18 protein-coding genes are annotated in these 24,033 nt (G+C 49.3%); 9 read left to right on the top strand and 9 right to left on the bottom strand.

Features of this window, described 5'->3' with window-relative positions; all coding sequences use genetic code 11:
* The first annotated feature begins 18 nt into the window (after nt 1–18).
* Complete coding sequence (locus CCC32_RS07650; RefSeq protein ID WP_022317366.1) at nt 19–1,653, top strand: dipeptidase; 1,635 nt, start codon at nt 19–21, stop codon at nt 1,651–1,653.
* Between the two features lie 235 nt (nt 1,654–1,888).
* On the opposite strand, the gene CCC32_RS07645 is transcribed toward CCC32_RS07650, so the two are convergent.
* The 9 genes from CCC32_RS07645 to CCC32_RS07605 all read right to left on the bottom strand — a co-directional run bounded on the left by CCC32_RS07645 (nt 1,889) and on the right by CCC32_RS07605 (nt 12,752).
* Nucleotides 1,889–2,953, bottom strand: coding sequence for a bifunctional 3-deoxy-7-phosphoheptulonate synthase/chorismate mutase type II (locus CCC32_RS07645; protein WP_287073446.1), 1,065 nt, complete (start codon nt 2,951–2,953; stop codon nt 1,889–1,891).
* 171 nt (nt 2,954–3,124) lie between these two features.
* The gene (gene wecB, locus CCC32_RS07640) at nt 3,125–4,216 is read right to left on the bottom strand and encodes a non-hydrolyzing UDP-N-acetylglucosamine 2-epimerase (protein ID WP_042519469.1); all 1,092 of its coding nucleotides are present in this window, start codon (nt 4,214–4,216) and stop codon (nt 3,125–3,127) included.
* A 160-nt stretch (nt 4,217–4,376) separates the two neighbouring features.
* A complete protein-coding gene (locus tag CCC32_RS07635; RefSeq protein ID WP_022317363.1) occupies nt 4,377–5,330 on the bottom strand; it encodes an SPFH domain-containing protein in 954 nt (317 codons plus the stop codon).
* Between the two features lie 21 nt (nt 5,331–5,351).
* On the bottom strand, nt 5,352–5,804 hold the full coding sequence (locus CCC32_RS07630; protein ID WP_022317362.1) for an NfeD family protein: 453 nt from the start codon (nt 5,802–5,804) through the stop codon (nt 5,352–5,354).
* Between the two features lie 331 nt (nt 5,805–6,135).
* The gene (locus CCC32_RS07625; protein ID WP_231560854.1) at nt 6,136–7,488 is read right to left on the bottom strand and encodes a serine hydrolase domain-containing protein; all 1,353 of its coding nucleotides are present in this window, start codon (nt 7,486–7,488) and stop codon (nt 6,136–6,138) included.
* 55 nt (nt 7,489–7,543) lie between these two features.
* On the bottom strand, nt 7,544–9,964 hold the full coding sequence (locus CCC32_RS07620) for an ATP-dependent helicase (protein ID WP_287073443.1): 2,421 nt from the start codon (nt 9,962–9,964) through the stop codon (nt 7,544–7,546).
* 57 nt (nt 9,965–10,021) lie between these two features.
* Nucleotides 10,022–10,768: a monofunctional biosynthetic peptidoglycan transglycosylase gene (gene mtgA / locus CCC32_RS07615; RefSeq protein WP_042519467.1), complete on the bottom strand. Its 747-nt coding sequence runs from the start codon at nt 10,766–10,768 to the stop codon at nt 10,022–10,024.
* A gap of 66 nt (nt 10,769–10,834) precedes the next feature.
* On the bottom strand, nt 10,835–11,536 hold the full coding sequence (locus CCC32_RS07610; RefSeq protein WP_022317358.1) for a YiaD family glycine zipper/OmpA-like lipoprotein: 702 nt from the start codon (nt 11,534–11,536) through the stop codon (nt 10,835–10,837).
* A gap of 424 nt (nt 11,537–11,960) precedes the next feature.
* Nucleotides 11,961–12,752, bottom strand: coding sequence for a DUF5715 family protein (locus tag CCC32_RS07605; RefSeq protein WP_044065933.1), 792 nt, complete (start codon nt 12,750–12,752; stop codon nt 11,961–11,963).
* A gap of 146 nt (nt 12,753–12,898) precedes the next feature.
* Here CCC32_RS07605 and CCC32_RS07600 point away from each other — a divergent pair, with 146 nt between their 5' ends.
* The 8 genes from CCC32_RS07600 to CCC32_RS07565 all read left to right on the top strand — a co-directional run bounded on the left by CCC32_RS07600 (nt 12,899) and on the right by CCC32_RS07565 (nt 23,978).
* On the top strand, nt 12,899–13,846 hold the full coding sequence (locus CCC32_RS07600; RefSeq protein WP_022317356.1) for a PhoH family protein: 948 nt from the start codon (nt 12,899–12,901) through the stop codon (nt 13,844–13,846).
* 113 nt (nt 13,847–13,959) lie between these two features.
* Nucleotides 13,960–14,913 (top strand): phosphoribosylaminoimidazolesuccinocarboxamide synthase, encoded by a 954-nt coding sequence (locus tag CCC32_RS07595; RefSeq protein WP_022317355.1) that lies wholly within the window; start codon nt 13,960–13,962, stop codon nt 14,911–14,913.
* 39 nt (nt 14,914–14,952) lie between these two features.
* Nucleotides 14,953–15,690 (top strand): bifunctional demethylmenaquinone methyltransferase/2-methoxy-6-polyprenyl-1,4-benzoquinol methylase UbiE, encoded by a 738-nt coding sequence (gene ubiE, locus CCC32_RS07590; RefSeq protein WP_042519465.1) that lies wholly within the window; start codon nt 14,953–14,955, stop codon nt 15,688–15,690.
* Between the two features lie 9 nt (nt 15,691–15,699).
* A complete protein-coding gene (locus CCC32_RS07585; protein ID WP_042519464.1) occupies nt 15,700–16,452 on the top strand; it encodes a shikimate dehydrogenase family protein in 753 nt (250 codons plus the stop codon).
* 47 nt (nt 16,453–16,499) lie between these two features.
* Nucleotides 16,500–17,669: an AIR synthase-related protein gene (locus CCC32_RS07580; RefSeq protein WP_231567412.1), complete on the top strand. Its 1,170-nt coding sequence runs from the start codon at nt 16,500–16,502 to the stop codon at nt 17,667–17,669.
* A gap of 169 nt (nt 17,670–17,838) precedes the next feature.
* Nucleotides 17,839–18,549 carry an inorganic diphosphatase gene (locus tag CCC32_RS07575; protein ID WP_278842193.1) on the top strand — a complete coding sequence of 237 codons (711 nt, stop codon included), beginning with the start codon at nt 17,839–17,841 and terminating at the stop codon, nt 18,547–18,549.
* A gap of 198 nt (nt 18,550–18,747) precedes the next feature.
* Nucleotides 18,748–21,435 carry a valine--tRNA ligase gene (locus tag CCC32_RS07570; protein ID WP_287073429.1) on the top strand — a complete coding sequence of 896 codons (2,688 nt, stop codon included), beginning with the start codon at nt 18,748–18,750 and terminating at the stop codon, nt 21,433–21,435.
* Between the two features lie 164 nt (nt 21,436–21,599).
* Nucleotides 21,600–23,978, top strand: coding sequence for a TonB-dependent receptor (locus CCC32_RS07565; RefSeq protein WP_287073427.1), 2,379 nt, complete (start codon nt 21,600–21,602; stop codon nt 23,976–23,978).
* Nucleotides 23,979–24,033: the final 55 nt, after the last annotated feature.

The following is a 24,033-nucleotide window of genomic DNA, read 5'->3' as shown; positions in this document are numbered from 1 at the left end:
TTTTGAAGAGTCAATATCATGAGAAAACTGTTTTTATCATTACTGTTATGTACAGGCGTGATCAACGCTCTGGCCTGCACCAACTTCATAGTGGGAAAGAAGGCAAGTGCCGACGGTTCGGTGATGTGTACCTATAGCGCCGACGACTACGGCATGTTCCTGGGACTATGCCATTACCCCGCCGGCAAACACGCCAAAGGGGAGATGCTGCAAATCTACGACTGGGATACAAAGGAATATCACGGACAGATACCACAGGCGGCAGAGACCTACAATGTGATAGGAAACATCAACGAATATCAGGTGACTATCGGAGAAACCACTTTCGGAGGAAGAGAAGAAATGGTGGACACGACGGGAATCCTTGATTACGGTTCGCTGATCTATATCGCGCTGCAGCGCTCCAAAACAGCCCGCGAGGCTATATCCGTGATGACCAGACTCGTGGAAACCTACGGCTTCTGCTCTGAGGGAGAGACATTCACAATCTGCGATCCCAACGAGGCGTGGATAATGGAAATGATGGGCAAGGGACCCGGCAGCAAGGGAGTAGTATGGGTGGCAGTGCGCATTCCTGACGATGCCATCTGCGCTCACGCAAACCAGAGCCGCATACGCACATTTGACCAGAAGGACAAGAAGAATGTGATGTTCTCCAAAGACTGCATAAAGTTTGCAAGAAGCAAAGGATGGTTCACAGGAAAGGACAAGGACTTCAGCTTCTGTGACGTTTACGCAGCGCCAACCTTCAGCGGTAGAAGAGCATGCGAGGCAAGAGTGTGGAGCTTCTTCAACCGCTTTGGCGACATGGACAAATATCTGCCCTATGTAGAGGGAAAAGTGAAAGACGCCGAACCGATGCCTTTATGGATCGTGCCAAACAAGAAGGTTTCACTGCAAGACCTTGAGGCAAGCATGCGCGACCACTACGAGGGCACACCGTTCGACCTGGGAAATGACTTGGGACAGGGTGTATGGGAAATGCCATACCGTCCGACACCGCTTTCATTCAAGGTAGATGGAAAGGCATATTTCAATGAGCGTCCGGTCTCTACACAGCAGACGGCATTCTCTTACGTGTCGCAGATGAGATCATGGCTGCCACGCCAGATAGGAGGAGTGTTGTGGTTTGGAAACGATGACGGCAATATGGTAGCATATACACCGATATACTGTGGAAACACAGTGCAGCCGGAGTGCTACAACACGCCGGGAGCCGACGCTGTGACATTCAGCGACAAAAACGCATTCTGGGTGTGCAACTGGGTCAGTAACATGGTTTATCCTCGCTACTCGCAGATGTTCCCGTCGCTCAAGGAGGTGAGAGACTCGCTCGACAACTCTTATATCGCAAACCAGGGCGAGATAGAGAAACAGGCACTCAAGCTCTATGGCGAGAGTGAGCAGAAGGCAGTAGACTATCTCACGGACTACAGCAACACCCAGGCGCAGCAGATGCTTGCAAGATGGAAGGAACTGGCAATTTACCTCATCGTGAAGTATAATGACATGGCTGTGAAACCTACCAAGGACGGCAAGTTCCTGAGGACCAAGACCGGCAATGGAGCAACCGTGAAGCGTACAGGCTTCCCAGAGAAGGTGGCTCGCGCATTGGTGAAGCAGACGGGCGACAGATTCGCATCGCCAGAGTAATCCACATGCAGCAGAACGCACATAATAAAGGCTAATATCGTCAATAATGATAAAGTCCCTGTCGGCGGAATTGTTTCTGCAGGCAGGGACTTGTCTTTTCCTTGTTTACTGGTCTCACTCGTATTCACTCGTCCAACTCGTATATATTATCTTACTCGTCTATTTGTTAAATCGTAAATTTGTATATTATCTTACTTGTCAGTCGGTTTATTTGTTTTCTAACTCGTCAACCAGTCTACTTGTTTATCACCTCCATCTGTTGTCTCACCGACTCTTCGTGGATGGCTTCGAAGATTTCCTTCACGAATTCCGGCGACATGCCGAATAGCGCACCTTGCGCCCCTCGCTTGTCAAGAATCTCGTTGTAGCGGGAGGCCTGCAACACGGTCATATTGTGCTCCTTCTTGTATTGGCCGATGTCGCGGCAAATGCGCATGCGCTTGGCAAGGACTTCCATGATGGTGTTGTCGAGTTCGTCAATCTGCTTGCGCATTTCGTTTATCACCTCCGTAGTCACAGACTTGTCGCGTATGACGAGCAGACTGAGGATATTGTCGAGCATGTCGGGAGTGATTTGCTGTTTTGCGTCGCTCCATGCCTTCTCAGGGTCGCAGTGGCTCTCGATGATAAGTCCGTCCATGCCCAAGTCCATTGCCTGCTGGCACAGGGGCGCTATGAGTTCACGTCTGCCGCCGATGTGGCTCGGGTCGCAGATTATGGGCAGGTCGGGGATGCGGCGGTGCAGCTCGATGGGAATCTGCCACATGGGCAGGTTTCTGTAGAGTTTCTTGTCGAAGCTCGAGAAGCCTCTGTGAATGGCTGCAATCCTCTTCAGACCTGCCTGGTTGATACGTTCCATGGCACCTATCCATAGTTCAAGGTCGGGGTTTACAGGGTTTTTCACGAGCACCGGAATGTCTGTTCCCCTCAGGCTGTCGGCAAGCGCTTGCATGGCGAAGGGGTTGGCTGTGGTGCGTGCTCCTATCCAGAGCAGGTCGATGCCATATTTCAGAGCCAGTTCCACATGCTCCGGCGTTGCCACTTCGGTGGTGATGAGCATGCCTGTCTTTTCTTTGGCTCTCTTCAGCCATGGCAGAGCCTTCTCGCCGTTTCCTTCGAAGCCTCCGGGCTTGGTGCGCGGTTTCCACACGCCAGCCCTGAAGATGTGGCAGCCTTTGGCGGCAAGCAGTGTGGCTGTCGTCATGACTTGTTCTTCGGTTTCAGCCGAGCATGGGCCGGCTATTACGAATGGTCTTCCGCCGTCGCAAGGCAGGGCTAATGGTTGCAGTTCTAATTCCATTGGAGGTCTGTTGTTTTTTTCTACCCCATGTGGTCGTCTGGCAGTAAATGTCGTGTTTCATGACTTTCTGACGATCGGGGTTAAAAATCCCCGCTTCCTTATTGTTTTGAAGCGGGGACTTGTACTTGTTTATATTTTCTTTCTTCCTTATTTAAGGACTTTTCTTGAGGCTTACAGTTTTGCCTCCTGCAGTATGTGTACGATGCGCTCCGAAGTCCTGCCGTCCCAACGGTCGGGCAGCGATGATTTTTTCCATCGTCCTTCCTCGATGTCTGTAACGCATTCTGCAAGTTTCTCAGCGTCTTCTCCCACGAGTATATTGCTTCCCACCTTCACGGTCTCTATGTGTTCTGTGTAGTTGTTCAGCGTTACGCATGGCACATTGTTGAATGTTGCCTCTTCAGCCACGTTTCCTGAGTCGGTCACTATTCCCTTGGCGTGAGCCGTGAGGTAGCCGAATTTCAGATAGGGCAGTGGGTCGATGATGTGGATGTTGTGCATTCCGTCAGCCAGTCTCTCCACTGTCTCCTTGGCTTTGTTTCTCAGTGCGGCTATTATGGGAGTGTTTTTCGCAGCTTTGCTCATAGACAGAAGCATGGCCTTGAGGTTTTCTTCTTTTTCTATCAGCGCCTTGCGGTTTAGCGTGAATACTATGTATTCTCCTTCCTTTATGCAGAGCTGGTCGAAGACGTGAGGCCTTGAGAGCCTTTTGTGGTTGAATCTGAGAGTGTCTATCAGTATGTTTCCCACTTCGTATACGTGTGACAGTTCCGCTCCCTCTCTGTTTACGATGGAGTTGCTGCCGATGCCAGCCGTGAAGAGGAAGTCAGAGAGCCCGTCGATGACGAGTCTGTTTATCTCCTTTGGCATCTTTATGTCGAAGGAGCGTGTTCCTGCCACGAGGTGTGCCAGTGCGATGCCGTGTTTCTTTGTCACTATCGCTGCCGCCATTGTCGATGCGAGGTCGTCTACCACTATCACCACGTCCGTCTTGTTTTCGGTGAGATATCTGTCGAATTCTGACATCACCCTTCCTGTCAGTTCGTTCAGGTTCTGGCAGTCAACACCCAGATATACATCGGGTCTGTTTATCATCATGTCGCTGAAGAGTGAATCTTCTAGCGTAGGGTCGTTTTCACTCCCGGCATATATCAGTGAACTGTCGATGTCCTGTCCTGCGTTTTTTGCCTTTTCAATGGCGTGGATGAGCGGTGCCACCTTCATGAAGTTTGGTCTTGCTCCAACGATTATGCAAATTTTCATTTCTTCTTGTCGATTGTCTTTTTTTATTTATGTGTGTTATTGTATTGCCTCTAACTGTTAGTTTTGCTTATGCTCAGTTGTCTGGCTTTGCTGTGTTTCTGCGTGTGGGCGTTGTTTATGCCTCTGCCAGTGGGCTTTGCTTATTCTCAGTGGGCTTTGCTTATTCTGATTTGAACAAGTCTTTTATTCCTCCGATGCTTCCCAGCAGGTTTGTGGCTTCATACGGCAGGTAAACGGTCTTTGTCTTGTCTCCTGCAGCAAGTTCCTGCATCATCTGTATGTATTTCTGCGCGAGCAGATAGTTTGCCGGATTGGTGCTCTTTCCCACTGCCTCGGTTATCTTTTCTATTGCCACAGCCTCGGCTTCGGCTTTTCTTATCTTTGCCTGTGCCTCACCTTCGGCGTTGAGTATTGCCATCTGCTTGTCGGCTTCAGCCTTGTTGATGATGGCGGTCTTTTCTCCTTCCGACTTCAGAATTGCCGCTGCTTTCTGTCCCTCGCTGGTGAGGATCGTGGCACGCTTGTTTCTTTCTGCCTGCATCTGCTTCTCCATTGCCTGCAGCACGCTCTCCGGAGGTGTGATGTCTTGCAGCTCCACTCTGTTCACCTTTATTCCCCATTTGTTGGTCGCGTCGTCTAGTACGGCGCGCAGCTTTGTGTTTATGGTGTCTCTGGATGTGAGCGTCTGGTCGAGTTCCAGTTCTCCGATGATGTTTCTCAGCGTTGTCTGCGTGAGTTTCTCTATGGCGTTCGGCAGGTTGCTGATTTCGTATACTGCCTTGAACGGGTCAACAATCTGGAAGTATAGTAGTGCGTTGATCTGCGTCTGCACGTTGTCTTTGGTTATCACGTTCTGCTTGTCGAAGTCGTACACCTGCTCTCTGAGGTCGATAGATGTGGCATACATGTATCTTCCTCTGCTCATGGTGATGATGGGTTTTGCCCTGTCGATGAACGGTATGATGATGTTTATGCCAGGCTTCAGCGTAGCGTAGTATCTTCCGAGTCTCTCTATGATTTTCGTTTCCGACTGTGGTATTATCACCAGGCTCTTCTTCACTAATATCAGTGCGCAAATCACTATTGCCACCAACACGTATAATCCGATGTTCATGATTTAGTTTGTTTTATAGGTTTAACATTCTTTTTCCACAGTCAGTATTATGCTGTCCCTGTCTTTCACTATCACGTTCTGTCCCTCTTCGATGCGGCTTCCGTCGGCGGCCTGAGCCTTCCAGTCGTCACCGTCGAGTGCCACTCTGCCGAATCCGTTTTCCACTATTGTCTGGCTCACCCTTGCCGTTCTTCCGATGAGTGCGTCGGCATTGCTCCGTCTCAGGGATTCTCTGGGATGCAGCTTCTTCATCAACGTGGGGCGTATGAAAAACAGGCTGAGCACCGATGCCGCTGCAAACACTGCCAGTCCGGCATAGAACGGCAGTCCGAATGCTGACAATACTGCAGAGCAGATCGCTCCGATGGCGAAACACATAATGAAGAAGTCACCGTTGGTGAGTTCCAGAATCAGGCAAACGATACATACCAGTGCCCACATTTGCCAAAGGTGTTGTGCAAAATAGTCTATCATATTATTTAAGTTAACGATTTATAAGTTTTCTGCCCTCCCCAAGGGGAGACGCAGACCACTCTTTCTGTTGTTTTGTTGGCAGCCTTTCTGTCTTGAAGTCAGCTGCTTCATAAGTCATTGATAAGCCGCATGTCTGCTTGGGCTTACGCTTACAAATTTACGTATTATTTACTTAACTTGCAACAAGTGGGTGTCAAAAAAGCCACATTGGCATGAATTATTTTTCATATTGCTCTTTTTGCGCTATTATAGCGTGACGATTGTCCACATTTTCGCTGGCATTCATAATTCTCCCGAGCAGGAATTACAGTTCTTTTTTGTTGTACTTTCGTCATTCAGCGAGAAACAAGTTCCTCTTCGGGAATTTCGAGCTGTATTCTTTTCTCAGTTTCTCAAATAGTCTCATGGTGTCTTTCGAGAATCCATGTCCCTTCCACGTGCTCGTGTTGGTGATGAGAATCCAGCATTCCGTGTCAGGGTATCTTAGGATAATGGCGCTTGTACCCGATAGCGAGCCTGTCCTTATCCAAGGGCCGTTGGCTGGTGTGAAGTTCCATCCGATGGAGAAGTCGTAGTCCGGCATTTCACGTGTCATGAATTCTATTGCCCCTTTGCTCAGAATGTCTTTAGCTCCGGGCACGAGGTCTATCGCCGCCACGAACCGGCTCAGTTCAGCTGCCGAACCACACCACGCTCCTGCGCCTTGTAGCCGTGGAATGTCGTTCTCGCCGTAGCATTTCTCCACCATTCTTCCGCTGTTGTTGTATTCCAGCACAGGTTCCGATCCTTTGTGCATGTAGTATTTAACTTCGTTGCTCCTCCTGTCTTTTGGGTAGTTGCCGGCGATATGTAAGTCGAAGCATCCTGCGGGTCTGAATATGCTGTCGGTCATGAATTGCTCGTAGCTCATCCGCGTCTTCTTCTCTATTATCATCGAGAGCAGTGTGTAGCCCACGTTGGAATATCTTTTTGCCGTGCCTGGTGTGAAGCCTAACCTCCGCTTTAGCAGAATCTTCATAAGCGTCTTGTTGTCAGGAGCTTCCGTGAGTCTGTTCTGCATCATTATATAGCGTGTTGAGAACATGGGGTCGCCGGCTCCTGTTGTGAATCCGGCTTTGTGGCGGAGCAGCTGTTCCACTGTTATGTCGAAGTATCTCGGGTCCTTTATCACGTTTGTGAAAGCCGTGTCGTTGAGTATTCCTTTTGCTCCGAACACGTGTTCAGAGAGTTTTATCTTCTTGTCGTCGACAAGTTTCATTATTCCCACTGCCGTCAGCAACTTAGACACCGACGCCAGCCTCATGATGTTCGACGGCTGCATTTCCTGTCCTGCCTCTTTGTCCGCCCATCCGAAGCCTTTGGCATAGAGTAGCGAGTCGCCCCTGGATACTGCTATCTGTGCACCGTTCAGTTCCCATCTCTCGAAATACCTCTTTAGTTCCTTCTCCATTCCCTCCAGTGCTGGGGCGTCCGACATGCAGTTTGTCAGCGTGTCGTTGAGGTGTGTCTGTGGTATTTCTTCCTTTTCGGGCTCTTGGTGAGAATAGCTACTGCAGTCGGTCATCGATAGTGTTATAGCGGAACATATTCCTATGAATCCGGCTACGAGCATTGCCACTCTCTTCTTTCTGTATCTCACTTTTTTCTTTTTCCTCTTTCCGTTGTGATAATATGTATTTGTCATTTCTGATTCTGGTTGTTTGCGACTGTTTATCAGGTATTATGCTGGAGTAGTTTTCTTATTTTACCACTTTCAGCCGTGCGAATTTTACGAGCAGTTGCTTGGTTCCCAAGTTGTTGAATCTCACTGTGGCCTTGCAGTTTTCTCCTGTTCCTTCTATTCTCTCTATCGTACCCAAGCCGAAGCGTGAATGCTCCACCAGGGCTCCCTCTCTCAGCTCTCCGCCTGGCGTTGTCACCTGCGATAGGGCAGGGGCGTTGTTCTGTGTCGTTTGTGAGGTGTTGGCATAAGGGCTGCCGTATGCCGAAGTTGCGTTGCCGGAACTTATCCTCTTGTATTTTCCGAAGCTGTTAGGGGCGCCGTTTGTTGTGCTGCTGCCGTTTTCTCTCTTCGAGTATGTGTTTACCGCCTGCCTTCTGCCGAAGAATGCGCTGCGGCTCTCGCCGTATGGGGCGCTGGGACTCTTTGCTCCGTATGATGATGCGGGCGATGATGTGAATCCTGTGCCGTTCGTCATGTCGTTCACCAACAGCAGACTGCGGTCTATGTCTCTGATGAATCTGCTCGGTGTGTCGAATTCCATCTTTCCGTAGCGGTATCTGTTTCTTGCGCATGATAGGGTGCAGCTTTTCTCCGCCCTTGTGATAGCCACGTATAGTAGTCGGCGCTCTTCTTCCAGTTCCCGCTGTGAGTTCAGCGCCATGGGGCTCGGGAATATGTTCTCTTCCAGTCCCACTATGAACACGTGTGGGAATTCCAGTCCCTTGGCGCTGTGTATCGTCATCAGGTTCACTTTCTTCTGCGTGTCGTCTTCTGAGCTTTCCAGATCAGTAAGAAGCGACACCTCCTGCAGGAAGTCTGTGATGAGAATGTTTCGCTGCTGTTCGGCATCGTCTTTGCGGCTTTCCACGAAGTCTTGCAGACTGTTCAGGAATTCCTCCAGGTTCTCCTGTCTGGCGATGCTCTCCGGTTCTTTGTCAGCATATAGTTCGGCAGCTATTCCGCTCTCCTTTATTATGTCGTAGCCCAGTGAGTATGCGTCGTCGGTCTGTATTCTTTCTATGAATGAAGCGATGAGCTGCCTAAAGGCCTCAGTCTTCTTCAGCGTTGCCGCTCCCAGGTTGAGTCCCGAATGCTGTGGCGCATTTATCACGCTCCAGAGGCTTGTGCCCGCGGTGGCTGCTGCTGCCGTTATCTTCTGCATCGTAGTGTTTCCGATACCCCTTGCCGGATAGTTTATCACCCTCTTGAGCGCTTCTTCGTCGTCGGGGTTTGCCACGAGTCTGAAGTATGCTATCACGTCTTTTATCTCCTTTCGCTGATAGAAGCTCAGTCCGCCGTAGATTTTGTATGGCATACTGCTTTTCCTGAGCGCCTCCTCAAACGACCGGCTTTGTGCGTTGGTTCTGTATAGAATGGCGAATTCGTTGTAGTCGCATCCTTGCTTTTTCATTGTGCGCTTTATCTCGCTGCATACTATCGACGCCTCTTCCTTGTCGCTGTATGCCATATTGAGCAGCAGCTTCTCTCCCTCGTCGTTTTCGCTGAACACGTCTTTCTTTATCTGTCTCATGTTGTGGCGTATCAGGCTGTTTGCCGCTGCCACTATTCTCTTCGTGCTGCGGTAGTTCTGTTCCAGCTTGAACACCTTTGTGCCCTTGAACGCCGTTTCGAATCCGAGCATGTTGTCGATGTTTGCCCCTCTGAAGGCGTAGATGCTCTGTGCGTCGTCACCCACGGCACATATCCTGTTGTGTCTACTTGCCAGCAGCGCCACGATTTTCTGTTGCACGGCATTGGTGTCCTGATACTCGTCCACGAGGATGTATTCGAATGCCGTGGCGTATTTTTCCAGCACGTCAGGGTTTTCCTGCAGCAGCAGATATGTGTTGGTGAGCAGGTCGTCGAAGTCCATGGCGTTTGCCATTCTGCATCTTTCGCTATATGCCTTGTACACTTTTGCCACATCGGGCATGTGTGTCTCGAAGTCTCTCGTCATGATAGCCCTGTCGTTGGCGTAGTCGTTGGGCGTTATTATGTTATTTTTCGCCATGTTTATCCTCGAAGCCACTGTTGATGGCTTATACACCTTGTCGTTGAGTCCGAGTTCTTTTATTATGGCTTTGATGAGGCTCTTCTGGTCGGCATCGTCGTAGATGGTGAAGTTCTGGCTGTATCCAATTCTTTCCGCCTCTACGCGGAGTATTCTTGAAAACACGCTGTGGAAAGTTCCCATCCTGATGTATTGCGCCCTGTTATCGCCAGCTATTGCATTTATTCTTTGGCGCATTTCGTTTGCCGCCTTGTTCGTGAAGGTCAGCGCAAGGATGTTCCATGGCATGATGCCCTTTTCGAGCAGATATGCCACTTTGTATGTCAGCACGCGCGTCTTTCCCGAACCTGCTCCGGCTATTACCAGTGACGGTCCGTCGCAGTATTCCACTGCCGCTCTTTGGCTGTCGTTCAATTCGTGGGTCATTTCTTCTTTTCGTTGATGGGTTTTCGTTGTTGAAACTTGTTGAGTGCCGTGTGTGCTTTATCTTTTTCTGTTGCGGTAGATTCCTCCGCTTGATGTTTCGGGGTTGATGTCTTCTCCCTCTTTTGGGAACGACGGTATGAATTTCATCTGCTGCTCTATTTGGCTGCGCCTTTTCCTCATGTATGGTCCAGGGTCTTTAGAGCTGAATTTCCTCGGGTTGGGCAGCGTTGCCGCTATCAGCGCACAGTCAGCCCTGCTCAGGTCGGCGGCAGTGGTCTGGAAGTTGTCCGTCGCCACGGCGTCTACTCCGTATATTCCGTCGCCCATCTCTATGGAGTTCAGATACACTTCCATTATCCTCTGCTTGCTCCACATGAATTCTATGAGCACCGTGAAGTATGCTTCGAATCCCTTTCTCACCCACGAGCGCCCTGGCCAAAGGAACACGTTTTTGGCTGTCTGCTGGCTTATTGTGCTTGCTCCGTGCTTCTTCTTGTTCGAGAGGTTGTGTATTGCAGCCTGCTCAATGGCTTTGTAGTCGAACCCGTGGTGTAGCAGGAATCTTTGGTCTTCGCTTGCCATCACAGCCACGGGCATGTGTGGCGATATCTTGTCGATAGACACCCAGTGGTGGTGCATCTTCATTGTTTCGCCTTCTGCTGCCTGCTGGAAACATCTGATGAACATCAGTGGAGTGTAGTATACGGGCAGGAACCTGTATAGCACTACAACAAGAATGGTGGAGCCGAAGAAGGCTACCACCACCCATCGTATTATCTTGGTAATAATACCCAGTTTTTTCATTTTTCTTGTTTTGTTGACGAGTAAACGAAGGAAACTCTCATAGTCCTATCTATTATAGGTTTCCGTTTATTTCAGTGTTCCCTGCTGTGCTTCCTTCACCATTTCCTCGCTTGCATACATGTATATTTCCACGCGGCGGTTCTGCTGCTGTCCCTGTTTTGTCTCGTTTGAAGCTACAGGCGCTGTGCTTCCTTTTCCGGTGATGTTCTTGAACTGTGAAGCTGTCACTCCGTTGCTCTTCATGAAGTTGACCACCGACTGTGCACGGCTTTCAGACAGCGCCATGTTCTTGTTGTCGCTCTCTGCGGCTGTGCAGTTTCTCCATCCCTGGTTGTCGGTGTGTCCGTATACGTCGATTGCGCAGGTGTTGTATTTCTTCATCAGGTTTGCCAGATCTGTCAGGTTTGTCTTGCTTGCCTGGCTCAGGTCAGCTGAACTTGTCTGGAAGAGCAGTCCGGAGTCGAATGTTATCTTCACCGCTTTTAGTCCGTTGGCGTCGGTCACTTCCTCCACCTTTGCATTGTTCAGTTCCGCCTCGGCTTCAGCCTTCACTTTGTCCATGTGCTTGCCTATGAGCGCTCCGGCTCCTGTTCCCACGGCAGCTCCCAGCGCAGCTCCCACTGCGGTGTTGCCAGCCACTTTTCCGATTATCGCTCCCACGAGGGCTCCGCCTCCTGCTCCGATTAGTGCTCCGTTGCCTGTATTGTTTCCGCAGCTCACGATTGCCGCTGCACATAGTCCGATTGTCGCTACTTTGATTTTGTCCATTGTCGTATTATTTAGTCGTTATTCTTTGTCCTTGCAAATATATGGATTATTTTTCAATTCCAAGAATGTTGAATGTATAATTTTTCTAAACGTCCGTCTTCTCTTTCCTTGGTTCCTCCAATTGATATTTGGGTGAAAATGTTGCATTGTTGCATGTTGCATTAAGCACTTTCCAAGGTATTAGAAAAATATTTTGGGAAATGTTTGTATATAAATAAAGGCATCCGCATGTCGGAAAGACCTTAATGCAACATGCAACAATGCAACAAATCCGGCATACAAGGGCGCCGGAGTCATTGCTGGCCGTTTCCGTCGGGCAGACGTTTGTCGTGCAGTTCTCTCTTCCATACTGCCGTTTTGCAGATGCCAAATGGCTCAAATAAAATCGTAAACATCCCGTTTGCATTGCGGAAATGGGCGTGTTTTATCTCACGGTGATGTGGAAGCACCCCTGCTTCACCTCATATTTAATATAGCAGCGGTTTGCTACGCGCATGTCGCGCAGCACCTCGCTGAGCACCCATTTCAGGGTGTCGTTGCTCGTGGCCTTCATTTGTTTCCCTTCCGGGTCGTTCACCCTCGTGTAGCGGTTGTAGCAAATGTCGAATGTGGTGCCGTAGAGATGGCATGAGTTCTCTGTGGCGTTTCTGTTGGTGGTCCTGAGCCTCTCCACGTCTTCGCGCGTCCTCAATACGCTTGTCACGATACATTTGTGCAGCGGGATTCCCTTGATTGCCAGACTGTCCATAAACGACTGTCCGATGTCGCCCAGCAGGTTTGCGGCTCGTGGCACGAGATATGGCGTACTTCTCTTCAGCTTGTCGACGCAGAAGAACGGGTTGGCTCCGATATACACCAGTTCCTTGTGTCTCTTCTCGGCGTCGGCCCTGTTCAATACCGGTTTCACGCCATGCTCCTTGGCAGAGGCGAGCTGCACGTTGTTGCTGTCGGGGAAGGCGTCGCAGAAGCGCGGTACGCTGTATATGCGGTTCTTCACGATGTTTCCCTTTTCGTCGAAGAAACGTATTTCAGCCTTGACGCCCTTCTCTACGTCGTCGGCAAGGGCCGTTGCCGTCGGTGTGGCGAGAGTGTCGCCCGGCATCATCTCCTCTTTGCTTCCGCCTTCCGCTATTTTCGGAGATGTGCAGCGGATGATGGCAAGCACGGCCACGATGGTGAAGAATGCGAGGATATATTGTTTCTTTGTAATTTTCATGTCTTGCATTATGTAGTTCTTTTTTGCTGGCTTTTCCAGCTCGTCAACTTTTAATTTTGCAAAGGTAATGGAAATTTGTCGTTTAATATGTCGGCGGATGATAAAAATGTTGTAACTTTGCGGAACATTTCATAAAATTTATATAGGTGATAGAAAAGCATATCGTTTTGGAAGACATAGATCCCGTGGTGTTCTACGGCAGCAACAACGTTCATCTTCAGATGATAAGGTCGTTGTTCCCCAAGCTGCGTCTGTTGGCCCGGGACAATGTGGTGAGAGTGTTGGGCGACGAAGAGCAGATGGCAGCATTCGAGGAAGTGGCAGAGAAGATACGTCTTCACATCCTAAAATACAATTCCATCGCCGAAGCAGACATCCTGAATATCGTGAAGGGCAGACCTGCCGCCGACGACTCTTCCTCGGGTGTGGTGGTCTACAACATTTCCGGCAAGCCCATCAAGAGCCGCAGCGCCAACCAGCAGCAGCTCGTGGAAGCCTTCGAGAAGAGCGACATGATCTTCGCCGTGGGTCCTGCCGGCACCGGCAAGACCTATCTCAGCATCGCGCTCGCCGTAAGGGCACTCAAGGAGAAGAACGTGAAGAAGATAATCCTGTCGCGCCCCGCCGTGGAGGCAGGCGAGAAGCTCGGATTCCTGCCGGGCGACATGAAAGACAAGATAGACCCCTATCTGCAGCCCCTCTACGATGCGCTCGAAGACATGATACCCGCCGTGAAGCTCCAGGAGATGATGGAGAAACACGTGATACAGATAGCCCCGCTCGCCTTCATGCGAGGCAGGACGCTCAACGACGCAGTGGTGATACTCGATGAGGCGCAGAACACCACCTCGGCACAGCTCCGCATGTTTCTCACCCGCATGGGATGGAACGCCAAGATGATAATCACCGGCGACATGACGCAGGTGGACCTGCCGCGCGGCACGCAGAGCGGACTGCGCGAGGCGCTCGGTATCCTGGGCGGGGTGGAAGGTATCTCGGTGGTCAACCTGACACAGACCGACATTGTGCGCCACAAGCTAGTCACCAAGATAGTAAAGGCATACGAGAAATTCGACAAATCGAAGAAAGAATGATGATTTTTCAACTGCAATGTTGTCCGTTATGTTTAAAATAACTACATTTGCAGGCAATTATCACTTTGGCGATAACGACAAAGATTTATCTGACTTTTAATAAACATAAAGTAATGAAAGCATTAACAAACACTGATTTTCATTTTGAAGGACAAAAGAGCGTATATCATGGAAAAGTACGCGACGTTTACAACATCGGCGACGACCTCATCGTGATGGTCGCCACAGACAGAATCTCTGCTTTTGACGTAGTACTGCCAAAGGGAATCCCTTTCAAAGGTCAGGTGCTCAACCAAATTGCAGCAAAATTCCTTGACCATACAAACGACATCTGTCCAAACTGGAAATTGGCGACTCCAGACCCACAGGTCACCGTCGGTCTGAAGTGTGAAGGCTTCAGAGTGGAGATGATCATACGTTCCATCCTCACTGGTTCGGCATGGCGCGAATACCAGAAAGGCTGCCGCGAGCTGTGCGGAGTGAAACTCCCCGACGGAATGAAAGAGAACCAGCGCTTCCCGGAGCCGATCATCACACCGACCACTAAGGCCGACGAGGGACACGACATGAACATCTCAAAGGAGGAAATCATCGCCCAGGGTATTGTTAGCGCAGAAGATTACGCCGTGATGGAAGACTATACGAGAAAGATCTTCGCCCGCGGACAGGAAATCGCAGCCCAGCACGGACTTATCCTCGTTGACACCAAATACGAGTTCGGAAAACGCGACGGCAAGGTCTACCTGATCGACGAAATACATACGCCAGACTCAAGCCGCTATTTCTATGCCGACGGATACGAGGAGAAATTCGCAAATGGCGAACCGCAGAAGCAGCTCTCGAAAGAGTTCGTACGCCAGTGGCTTATCGAACACAACTTCATGAACGAGCCGGGACAGGTGATGCCTGAAATCACCGACGAATACGCTGAGAGCGTGAGTGACAGATACATCGAGCTCTACGAGCACATCACAGGCGAGAAGTTCGACAAGGCTGCCGAGACAGGCGACATCGCGGCACGAATAGAGCGCAACGTTGCAGAGTGGCTCGCTGCATACAAGAAATAACATACACATCCCCCAAATACCACACGCATCAAAAATATAATGTACGGACAGGAAAAGATAAACCCATACGAGCAGAGCGGTCAGAAGGCAGCGCAAGTCGAGCAGATGTTCGATGCCGTGGCACATTCCTATGACACGCTGAACCACCGTCTCTCCTTCTGCATAGACAAGTATTGGAGAAACCACGTGGTCAGGAAACTGCAGGCTGTCCGTTCCGCTGACTCTGTACTCGACGTGGCGACAGGCACCGGCGACCTCGCCATACTGGAAGCCAGGAAACTCAAACCGGGCAAAGTGGTGGGTATCGATATCTCAGAGGGCATGATGCAGGTGGGAAGAGAAAAAGTGAAAGCGGCAGCCCTGCAGGATGTGATAAGTTTCCAGAGAGAAGACTGCCTCTCGATGACATTCCCAGACGCAAGCTTCGACGTGGTCACGGCAGCATTCGGCATACGGAACTTCCAGGACCTCGAAGCTGGACTGAGAGAGATGTACAGAGTGCTCAAGCCAGGAGGCACACTCTGCGTGATAGAGCTCACAAGACCCGTACACTTCCCCGTGAAGCAGCTCTTCACGCTATACTCACACACGCTACTCCCCCTCTACGGGCGCATGATATCAAGAGACAAGAGCGCATACAAGTATCTCATAGCCACCATAGAAGCCTTTCCGCAAGGAGAGGTGATGGTGGAAATACTGAAGAAAACAGGATTCAGCACCGCCGGTTTCAAACGTCTTACGTTTGGAATCTGCACATGTTATACAGCAATAAAATAATAATGACTTATGGACAAGTATGGACTAATCGGTTATCCTCTCGTGCATTCATTCTCCAAGAGCTTCTTCAACGAGAAATTCCAGAATGAAGACATAGACGCAGAGTATATAAACTTCGAGATCAAGACAATCGATGACCTGCCAGAGGTGCTGGCGACGAATCCTGAACTCAAGGGACTCAACGTCACGATACCCTACAAAGAGAAGGTGTTGAGCTTCCTCGACTATGTCAGCGTGGAGGCAAGAGCCATAGGCGCCGTCAATGTGATACGGGTGGAGAGCAAAGGCGACGACACATTCCTCAGGGGATACAACAGTGATGTCATCGGCTTCACGAAGAGCATAGAGCCGCTGTTGGAAAGCCACCACAAAAAAGCCCTCATACTCGGCACAGGAGGAGCGTCGAAAGCCGTAAACTACGGACTGAAGTCATTGGGGCTGGAAACGCTGCTCGTAAGCCGTTTCGAACGCCCGGGAACAATACAATATAAAGATGTGACACCTGAGGTGGTGAAGGAATACAACGTGATAGTGAACTGCACACCATGCGGACTCTATCCCCACACCGATGAATGCCCGGACCTGCCATACGAAGCCATGGACAGCCACAACCTGCTCTACGACTTGCTCTACAACCCCGACGAAACACTCTTTATGAAGAAAGGTAAAGAACAAGGGGCAATGACGAAGAACGGACTGGAAATGCTGCTCCTGCAGGCTTTCGCAAGCTGGGACTTCTGGCATGGCAAAGACAAAGTGTGAGAACAGGCTAAGTTCCATTTATCAAGCAAATATAAAACAAGAACAAGATGGATAAATCAAACAGGTATATGATGCGTGGCGTGAGCGCAGCAAAAGAAGACGTGCACAACGCCATAAAGAATATCGACAAAGGAATATTCCCGCAGGCTTTCTGCAAGATAATACCCGACGTGCTCGGAGGCGACCCCGAATACTGCAATATCATGCACGCTGACGGAGCCGGCACAAAATCATCGCTTGCGTATATGTACTGGAAGGAGACCGGCGACCTCTCTGTATGGAAAGGCATAGCCCAGGACGCCATCGTAATGAACACCGATGACCTGCTCTGCGTGGGAGCCGTGGACAACATCCTCGTATCTTCAACCATAGGCAGAAACAAAATGCTTGTGCCGGGAGAAGTAATTTCGGCAATCATCAACGGTACAGACGAACTTCTCCAGCAGATGCGCGAGATGGGAATAGGAATATATCCTACAGGAGGTGAGACTGCAGACGTGGGCGACCTCGTCAGGACCATCATCGTGGACTCTACCGTGACCTGCAGAATGAAGCGCAGCGACGTGATAGACAACGCAAACATACGTCCGGGCGATGTAATCGTAGGATTGTCATCATGCGGACAGGCTACATACGAAACCTCATACAACGGAGGAATGGGAAGCAACGGACTGACCAGCGCACGTCACGACGTGTTCTCAAAATACCTGGCAGAGAAATATCCGGAAAGCTACGACCACGCCGTTCCTGAAGAACTTGTATACAGTGGCGCAAAGCGACTCGACGACGAAGTGGAGGGTAGTCCGGTGAATGCCGGAAAACTAGTGCTCTCGCCAACACGTACCTATGCCCCAGTGATAAAGAGACTGCTCGACGAGCTGAGGCCGGAAATCCACGGAATGGTGCATTGTACGGGAGGAGCGCAGACAAAGGTGCTACATTTCGTGAATGACAACTGTAAGGTGGTGAAAGACAACATGTTCCCAGTGCCACCACTTTTCAATACCATTCAGCAGCAGAGCGGCACCGACTGGAAGGAAATGTACAAAGTGTTCAACATGGGACACCGCATGGAAATCTATGTGCGACCAGAAATTGCCGACAAGGTGATAGAGCTGAGCAAGAGCTTCAACATCGATGCACAGATAGTAGGACACATAGAGGAAGGCAAGAAGAGCCTTACCATCAAGTCGGAATTCGGAGTATTTGAGTATTGATAGTAAGTTGACAAGTAAACGAGTTGACGAGTAAACGAGTTGACAAGTTACGGAATAGATAAGTAGAAAGGCAGACGAGTTGACAAGGAGGTTCCTATTGACTGCTGACAGCAATCAGAAGCGGCAAAACTCCTCGTCAACTCGTCAACTTTTTAAAACCACATCCATCATGTTTCAGAATTTTATATCACAGTATCTTGCAACTTCCGGCTATCTCGAATTCCAGCCCAAGGCGGTAATGTTCGACATGGACGGCGTAATCTACGACAGCATGCCATACCATGCCCGCAGTTGGCACACCGCCATGCAGTCAATAGGCATAGAAATGCCGCCAGAAGACGCATACCGCTACGAGGGGATGAGGGGAGTGGAAACCATACAGCAGCTCTTCAGTAAGCAGCGCAGCGAGAACATATCAGAAAAGGAAGCCCAAAAAATATATAAACTAAAATCGGATGCTTTCAACGCCTGTCCCACACCATCGCTGATGCCAGGCATTAAAGAACTTATGGAAAAGGTAAAAGCCTCTGGGCTGAAGATCGTGATAGTGACTGGCAGTGCGCAGCACACACTCCTCGACAAACTCGACCGCGACCTCAAGGGACTTGTAAACCGCGACCTCGTAGTATGTGCAAATGATGTGGAGAAAGGCAAGCCAGATCCAGAACCTTATCTGAAAGGACTGCAGAAGGCAGGAGTAGAACCATGGCAGGCCATAGTGGTGGAAAACGCCCCACTCGGAGTACGTGCAGCAGTGGCAGCCCATGTGTTCACCATTGCCGTAAACACAGGTCCATTGCGCGACTCCATACTGCAGGCAGAAGGGGCAAACATGATATTCCCATCCGTCGCAGCTCTCGCCGGCGAATTCAGACTGTAGTAGCAGACAATTTGGCACACATCCCGGCAACGCTCAGTGAAAACCCTCCTCAACAAAAAAATACCAAATCTTGCCCATATAGAGAAAAAGGATTAACTTTGCAGAATTATTGCGCTTATGCAAAAGCAAAGAAGAAATAGCGGCAATGGATTAGGAAGCAAACAACAAGAAAATAAAGCAAACAAAACGACATAATATATGGAATTAGCAAGCAAATACGATCCACAAAGCGTGGAGTCGAAATGGTATGAATATTGGCTTGACAACAAACTGTTTAGCAGCAAGCCTGACGGAAGAGAACCATACACAGTGGTAATACCTCCACCAAACGTGACAGGAGTACTACACATGGGACACATGCTCAACAACACCATACAGGATATCCTGGTGAGAAGGGCACGTATGGAAGGCAAGAACGCATGCTGGGTGCCTGGCACCGACCACGCCTCTATCGCTACAGAGGCAAAGGTGGTGAATAAACTTGCTCAGGAAGGCATAAAGAAAACCGACCTTACACGCGACGAGTTCCTCAAGCACGCATGGGCATGGACAGAAGAGCACGGAGGAATAATCCTGAAGCAGCTCAGAAAGCTCGGTGCTAGCTGCGATTGGGACCGCACAGCTTTCACAATGGACGAGACCCGTTCGAAGAGCGTGATAAAAGTATTCTGCGACCTCTACAACAAAGGACTCATCTACCGCGGAGCAAGAATGGTGAACTGGGACCCACAGGCACAGACCGCACTTTCAGACGAAGAGGTGGTGTACAAAGACGAACACTCGAAACTCTACTATCTGAAATACAGAGTGGTTGAAAGCGACGTGGAGAGAAAGAGCGAAGGCAACGTGATGCACAAAGACGAGAAAGGCTACTACGCTGTGGTTGCCACAACGCGCCCTGAAACAATCATGGGTGACACGGCAATGTGTATAAATCCAGACGATGAGAAAAACACATGGCTCAAAGGAAAGCACGTGATAGTGCCGCTGGTGGGAAGAGAAATACCTGTAGTTGAAGACGGTTACGTTGACATAGAGTTTGGTACGGGCTGTCTGAAAGTGACTCCTGCCCACGATATCAACGACCATGCCCTCGGACTGAAACACAACCTCGAGACCATCGACATATTCAACGATAACGGCACAATAAGCGAGGCCGCAGGAATGTATGTGGGCATGGACCGTATGGACGTGCGCAAGCAGATAGAGAAAGACCTCAAGGAGGCTGGACTCATGGAGAAAGTGGAAGACTACAACAACAAAGTGGGCTTCTCTGAACGTACCAACGTGCCAATCGAACCTAAGCTCAGCACACAGTGGTTCCTGTCTATGCAGCACTTCGCCGACGAGGCGCTGCCACCAGTGATGGACGACGAGATAATGTTCTATCCGTCAAAATATAAGAACACATACAGACATTGGCTGGAAAACATCAAAGACTGGTGTATCAGCCGACAGCTATGGTGGGGACACCGTATCCCGGCATATTATTACACTACGGAAGAAGGCAAGAAAGACGTGGTGGTGGCTGAGACAGCAGAACTGGCTTTGGAAGAGGCGCGCAAGAAAAATGCCAACCTCAGTGCCGGCGACCTGGAGCAAGATAGCGACTGCCTTGATACATGGTTCTCTTCATGGCTGTGGCCAATCTCTCTGTTCAACGGAATTCTCGATCCCGACAACGAAGAAATGAAATACTACTATCCAACTAGTGACCTCGTTACTGGTCCGGATATCATCTTCTTCTGGGTGGCACGTATGATTATGGCTGGTTATGAGTATAAGGGAAAGATGCCATTCAAACATGTATACTTCACGGGTATCGTGCGCGACAAACTCGGACGCAAGATGTCGAAGAGCCTCGGAAACTCACCAGATCCATTGGTACTGATAGACAAATACGGAGCCGATGGAGTACGCATGGGAATGATGCTCTCTGCACCGGCAGGAAACGATATCCTCTTCGATGAGAGCCTCTGTGAACAGGGACGAAACTTCAACAACAAGATATGGAACGCATTCCGTCTCGTGGAGGGATGGGAAGTGGCAGATGGCACTCAGCCAGAGGCAAACAAGATTGCTGTGGAGTGGTTCAATGCCAAGCTGCGTCAGGCAAATGCCGAAATAGACGACCTGTTCAAGAAATACCGTATCTCAGAAGCTCTGATGACAGTCTACAAACTTTTCTGGGACGAGTTCTCAAGCTGGTATCTGGAGATGGTGAAGCCGGCATATGGTCAGCCTATCAACAAAACCACATATGAAGCAACACTCAAGTTCTTTGAAAATCTGCTTAAGATGCTCCATCCGTTCATGCCGTTCATCACAGAGGAACTGTGGCAGCACATTTACGAGAGAAAGGACGGAGAGTCAATTATGCGCGACAAACTGGAAATCTCAGCTCCTACAGGCGAAGACATGAAACTTATCGAAGACATCGAGAGCGTGAAGCAGATCGTGGCAGGAGTGAGAACAGTGCGCAACCAGAAAAACATCGCCAACAAAGAGACACTCTCGTTGCAATGTGTAGGTGAAAACGCTTTGAAAGACTACGACAGCGTGGTTGGCAAGATGGCCAACCTGACGAGCATCGACGTCGTGACAGAGAAGGACTATACTGCAGCAGCCTTCATGGTGGGCACGCTGGAATATGCAGTGCCGTTGGGCGACATGATAGACGTGGCTGCCGAGATAGAGAAGATGGAGGCACAGCTGAAACATCTCGAAGGCTTCCTCGCCGGAGTTTCCAAGAAACTCTCAAATGAGCGATTCGTTGCCAACGCACCGGAAGCAGTGGTGGCTCTTGAGCGTAAGAAGCAGAGCGACAGCATGGAGAAGATTGCTGCGCTGAAGGAGAGCATAAGCTCACTAAAAGCACAGAAATAACAGTCATGGCTTGACTGTTTTGACAATGACAAAAGTTTATAAATGATTGAAGGACAGGTTGTTTAGACTTGTCCTTCAAACATTTAGAGTATACAATGCTTCACTCGTCAACTTATTTCTACACAAATACAATAATTTGGCTTTCCTTTCGTTAAATATATCATATGAAGAAGATAATTATACTCTCGATATTAATCTGTTTTGTGTGCATAAGCGCATTCTCGCAGACCTTCACCCTACAGGGAAGAGTGACCGACAGCAACAACAATCCCGTGGAACTTGCCACAGTGGCAGTGGTGAAACAGGGGAGAGTGACGCTTACGAACCTGAAGGGTGAGTTCTCACTGCATCTCAACTCCGCAGACAGCGTGGTGGTGAGATTCTCTATGGTGGGCTACAAAACCAAAACACGCGTGCTGCGCAAACCTAAAGGAAAGCAGACTTTACTCATACAACTCTTCGACGACAACAACGAATTGGGCGAGGTGACAATCACGGAGAAGAGAAGACAAACCGGCACTACTGAGCAACTCGACGTGAAGAATGCCACGAATACACCGTCGGCAACCGGAAATGCTGTGGAAGAACTCATACAGCAGCAGGCGGGAGTGTCAACCCATAGTGAGCTTTCGTCGCAATACAATGTAAGAGGAGGTAGCTTCGACGAAAACAGCGTATATATAAATGGTGTGGAAATATACCGCCCGTTCCTCGTGAGAAGCGGACAACAGGAAGGACTCTCAATCATCAACCCCGACATGGTGAAGAGCATCGGTTTCAGTACCGGAGGCTTTGAGGCTAAATATGGAGACAAAATGTCGTCAGCACTCGACATCACATACAAACAACCCAAGAAATTCGAAGCCAAGGTCACTGCCAGCATGCTCGGCGCATCGGCATACGTGGGATTCAGCAACAAGAAATTCTCATGGAGCAATGGTCTGAGATACAAGACAAACAAATACCTGCTCGGTTCGCTTGAAACTAAAGGAGAGTATAGTCCGAGTTTCCTTGATTATCAGACTTATCTCACATATAAGCCCAACAAACGATGGGAGATAGAATTTATGGGCGATATCTCTGACAATCACTACAATTTCACACCTTCTGACAGAGAAACCAACTTCGGAACGATGGAGAACGTAAAATCATTCAAAGTATATTTCGACGGTAAGGAAAAAGACCTTTTCCGTACTTACTTTGGCACATTTACAATCACAAGACTATTTGGCGCAAAAACACGACTGTCGCTCATCGGTTCTGCATACAGTACCAATGAGCAGGAAAAATACGACATACAGGGACAATATTGGCTTACACAGACGGAAACGAGCGAGAATCTCGGAGTGGGCACATATATGGAACATGCACGCAACTATCTGAAAGCCAATGTGAAAAGTCTGAAGTTGGCTTTCTCTCACAAGGCAAAACGCCACGAAATACTCGCCGGACTGGCATACAAAATTGAACACGTGGACGAATATAGCAAGGAATATGAAATGCGAGACTCCAGCGGATATAATATCCCACACACCGGTGAAGACATGAAGATGATTTATTCGCTTAATGCCCGAAACAAACTTAACGCAAACAGACTGGAGGCTTATGCTCAGGATACATATAAATTCATGAGTCCAGGACAGCATACGTTCTTCACACTGAACTATGGTATAAGGTTTAGTCACTGGAACTTCAACCGTGAGACGATAATCAGTCCGAGACTCTCGCTGAGCATAGTTCCGCCTTTCAACAATGACGTGACATTCAGGTTTGCAACAGGATTATACTATCAGGCACCATTCTTCAAGGAACTAAGAGACACCACTACAGTGGAGGGGACAACATACGCCACTCTAAACAAGAAGATAAAAAGCCAGAGGTCTATACACTTTATCGCTGCCTACGACTATAAATTCAAACTCAATGACAGACCATACAAATTCACAGCCGAAGCTTACTTCAAGGCACTTGGCAACATCGTGCCATACAGCGTGAACAACGTGAAGATAGTATACGACGCAAGCCAGCAATGCAGTGGACATGCTCTCGGACTTGACATGAAGCTATATGGCGAGTTTGTGCCTGGTGCAGACTCATGGGTGAGCCTGTCGGTGATGAGTACCAAGATAAATCTGAAAGGCAAGAGTATACCTATGCCAACAGACCAAAGGTATTCTTTAAACCTTTATTTCACCGACTATTTCCCTGGAACAGACAAGTGGAGAATGTCGCTCAAACTGGCGTTTGCAGACGGTCTGCCCTTCGGTCCTCCACACAGAGATCTCTCGCAGCAGCAGTTCAGGGCTCCTGCATACAAGCGTGCTGACATCGGCATGAGCTACAGACTTTTCGACAGAGAGAAGAGCGACAAAAAGAAATCTGTATTCAAGAACGTATGGCTGGGCATCGACTGTCTCAACTTGTTTGGTATAAACAACGTGAACTCTTACTATTGGATAACGGATGTGACCAATCAGCAGTATGCCGTGCCAAACTATCTTACTGGAAGGCAGATAAACGCAAGGGTGTCAGTTGAGTTCTGACGCTACTTGCTCTGCAGAATTCTTCACTTCAGCAGTATAACATTCATCAGATAGG

The sequence above is a fragment of the Prevotella sp. LMAG:51 genome (assembly GCF_008680225.1).
Classification (GTDB): Bacteria; Bacteroidota; Bacteroidia; order Bacteroidales; family Bacteroidaceae; genus Prevotella; species Prevotella pectinovora.
The sequence above is the reverse complement of the archived record's forward strand: the minus strand, read 5'-3'. Positions and strand labels throughout refer to the sequence as shown.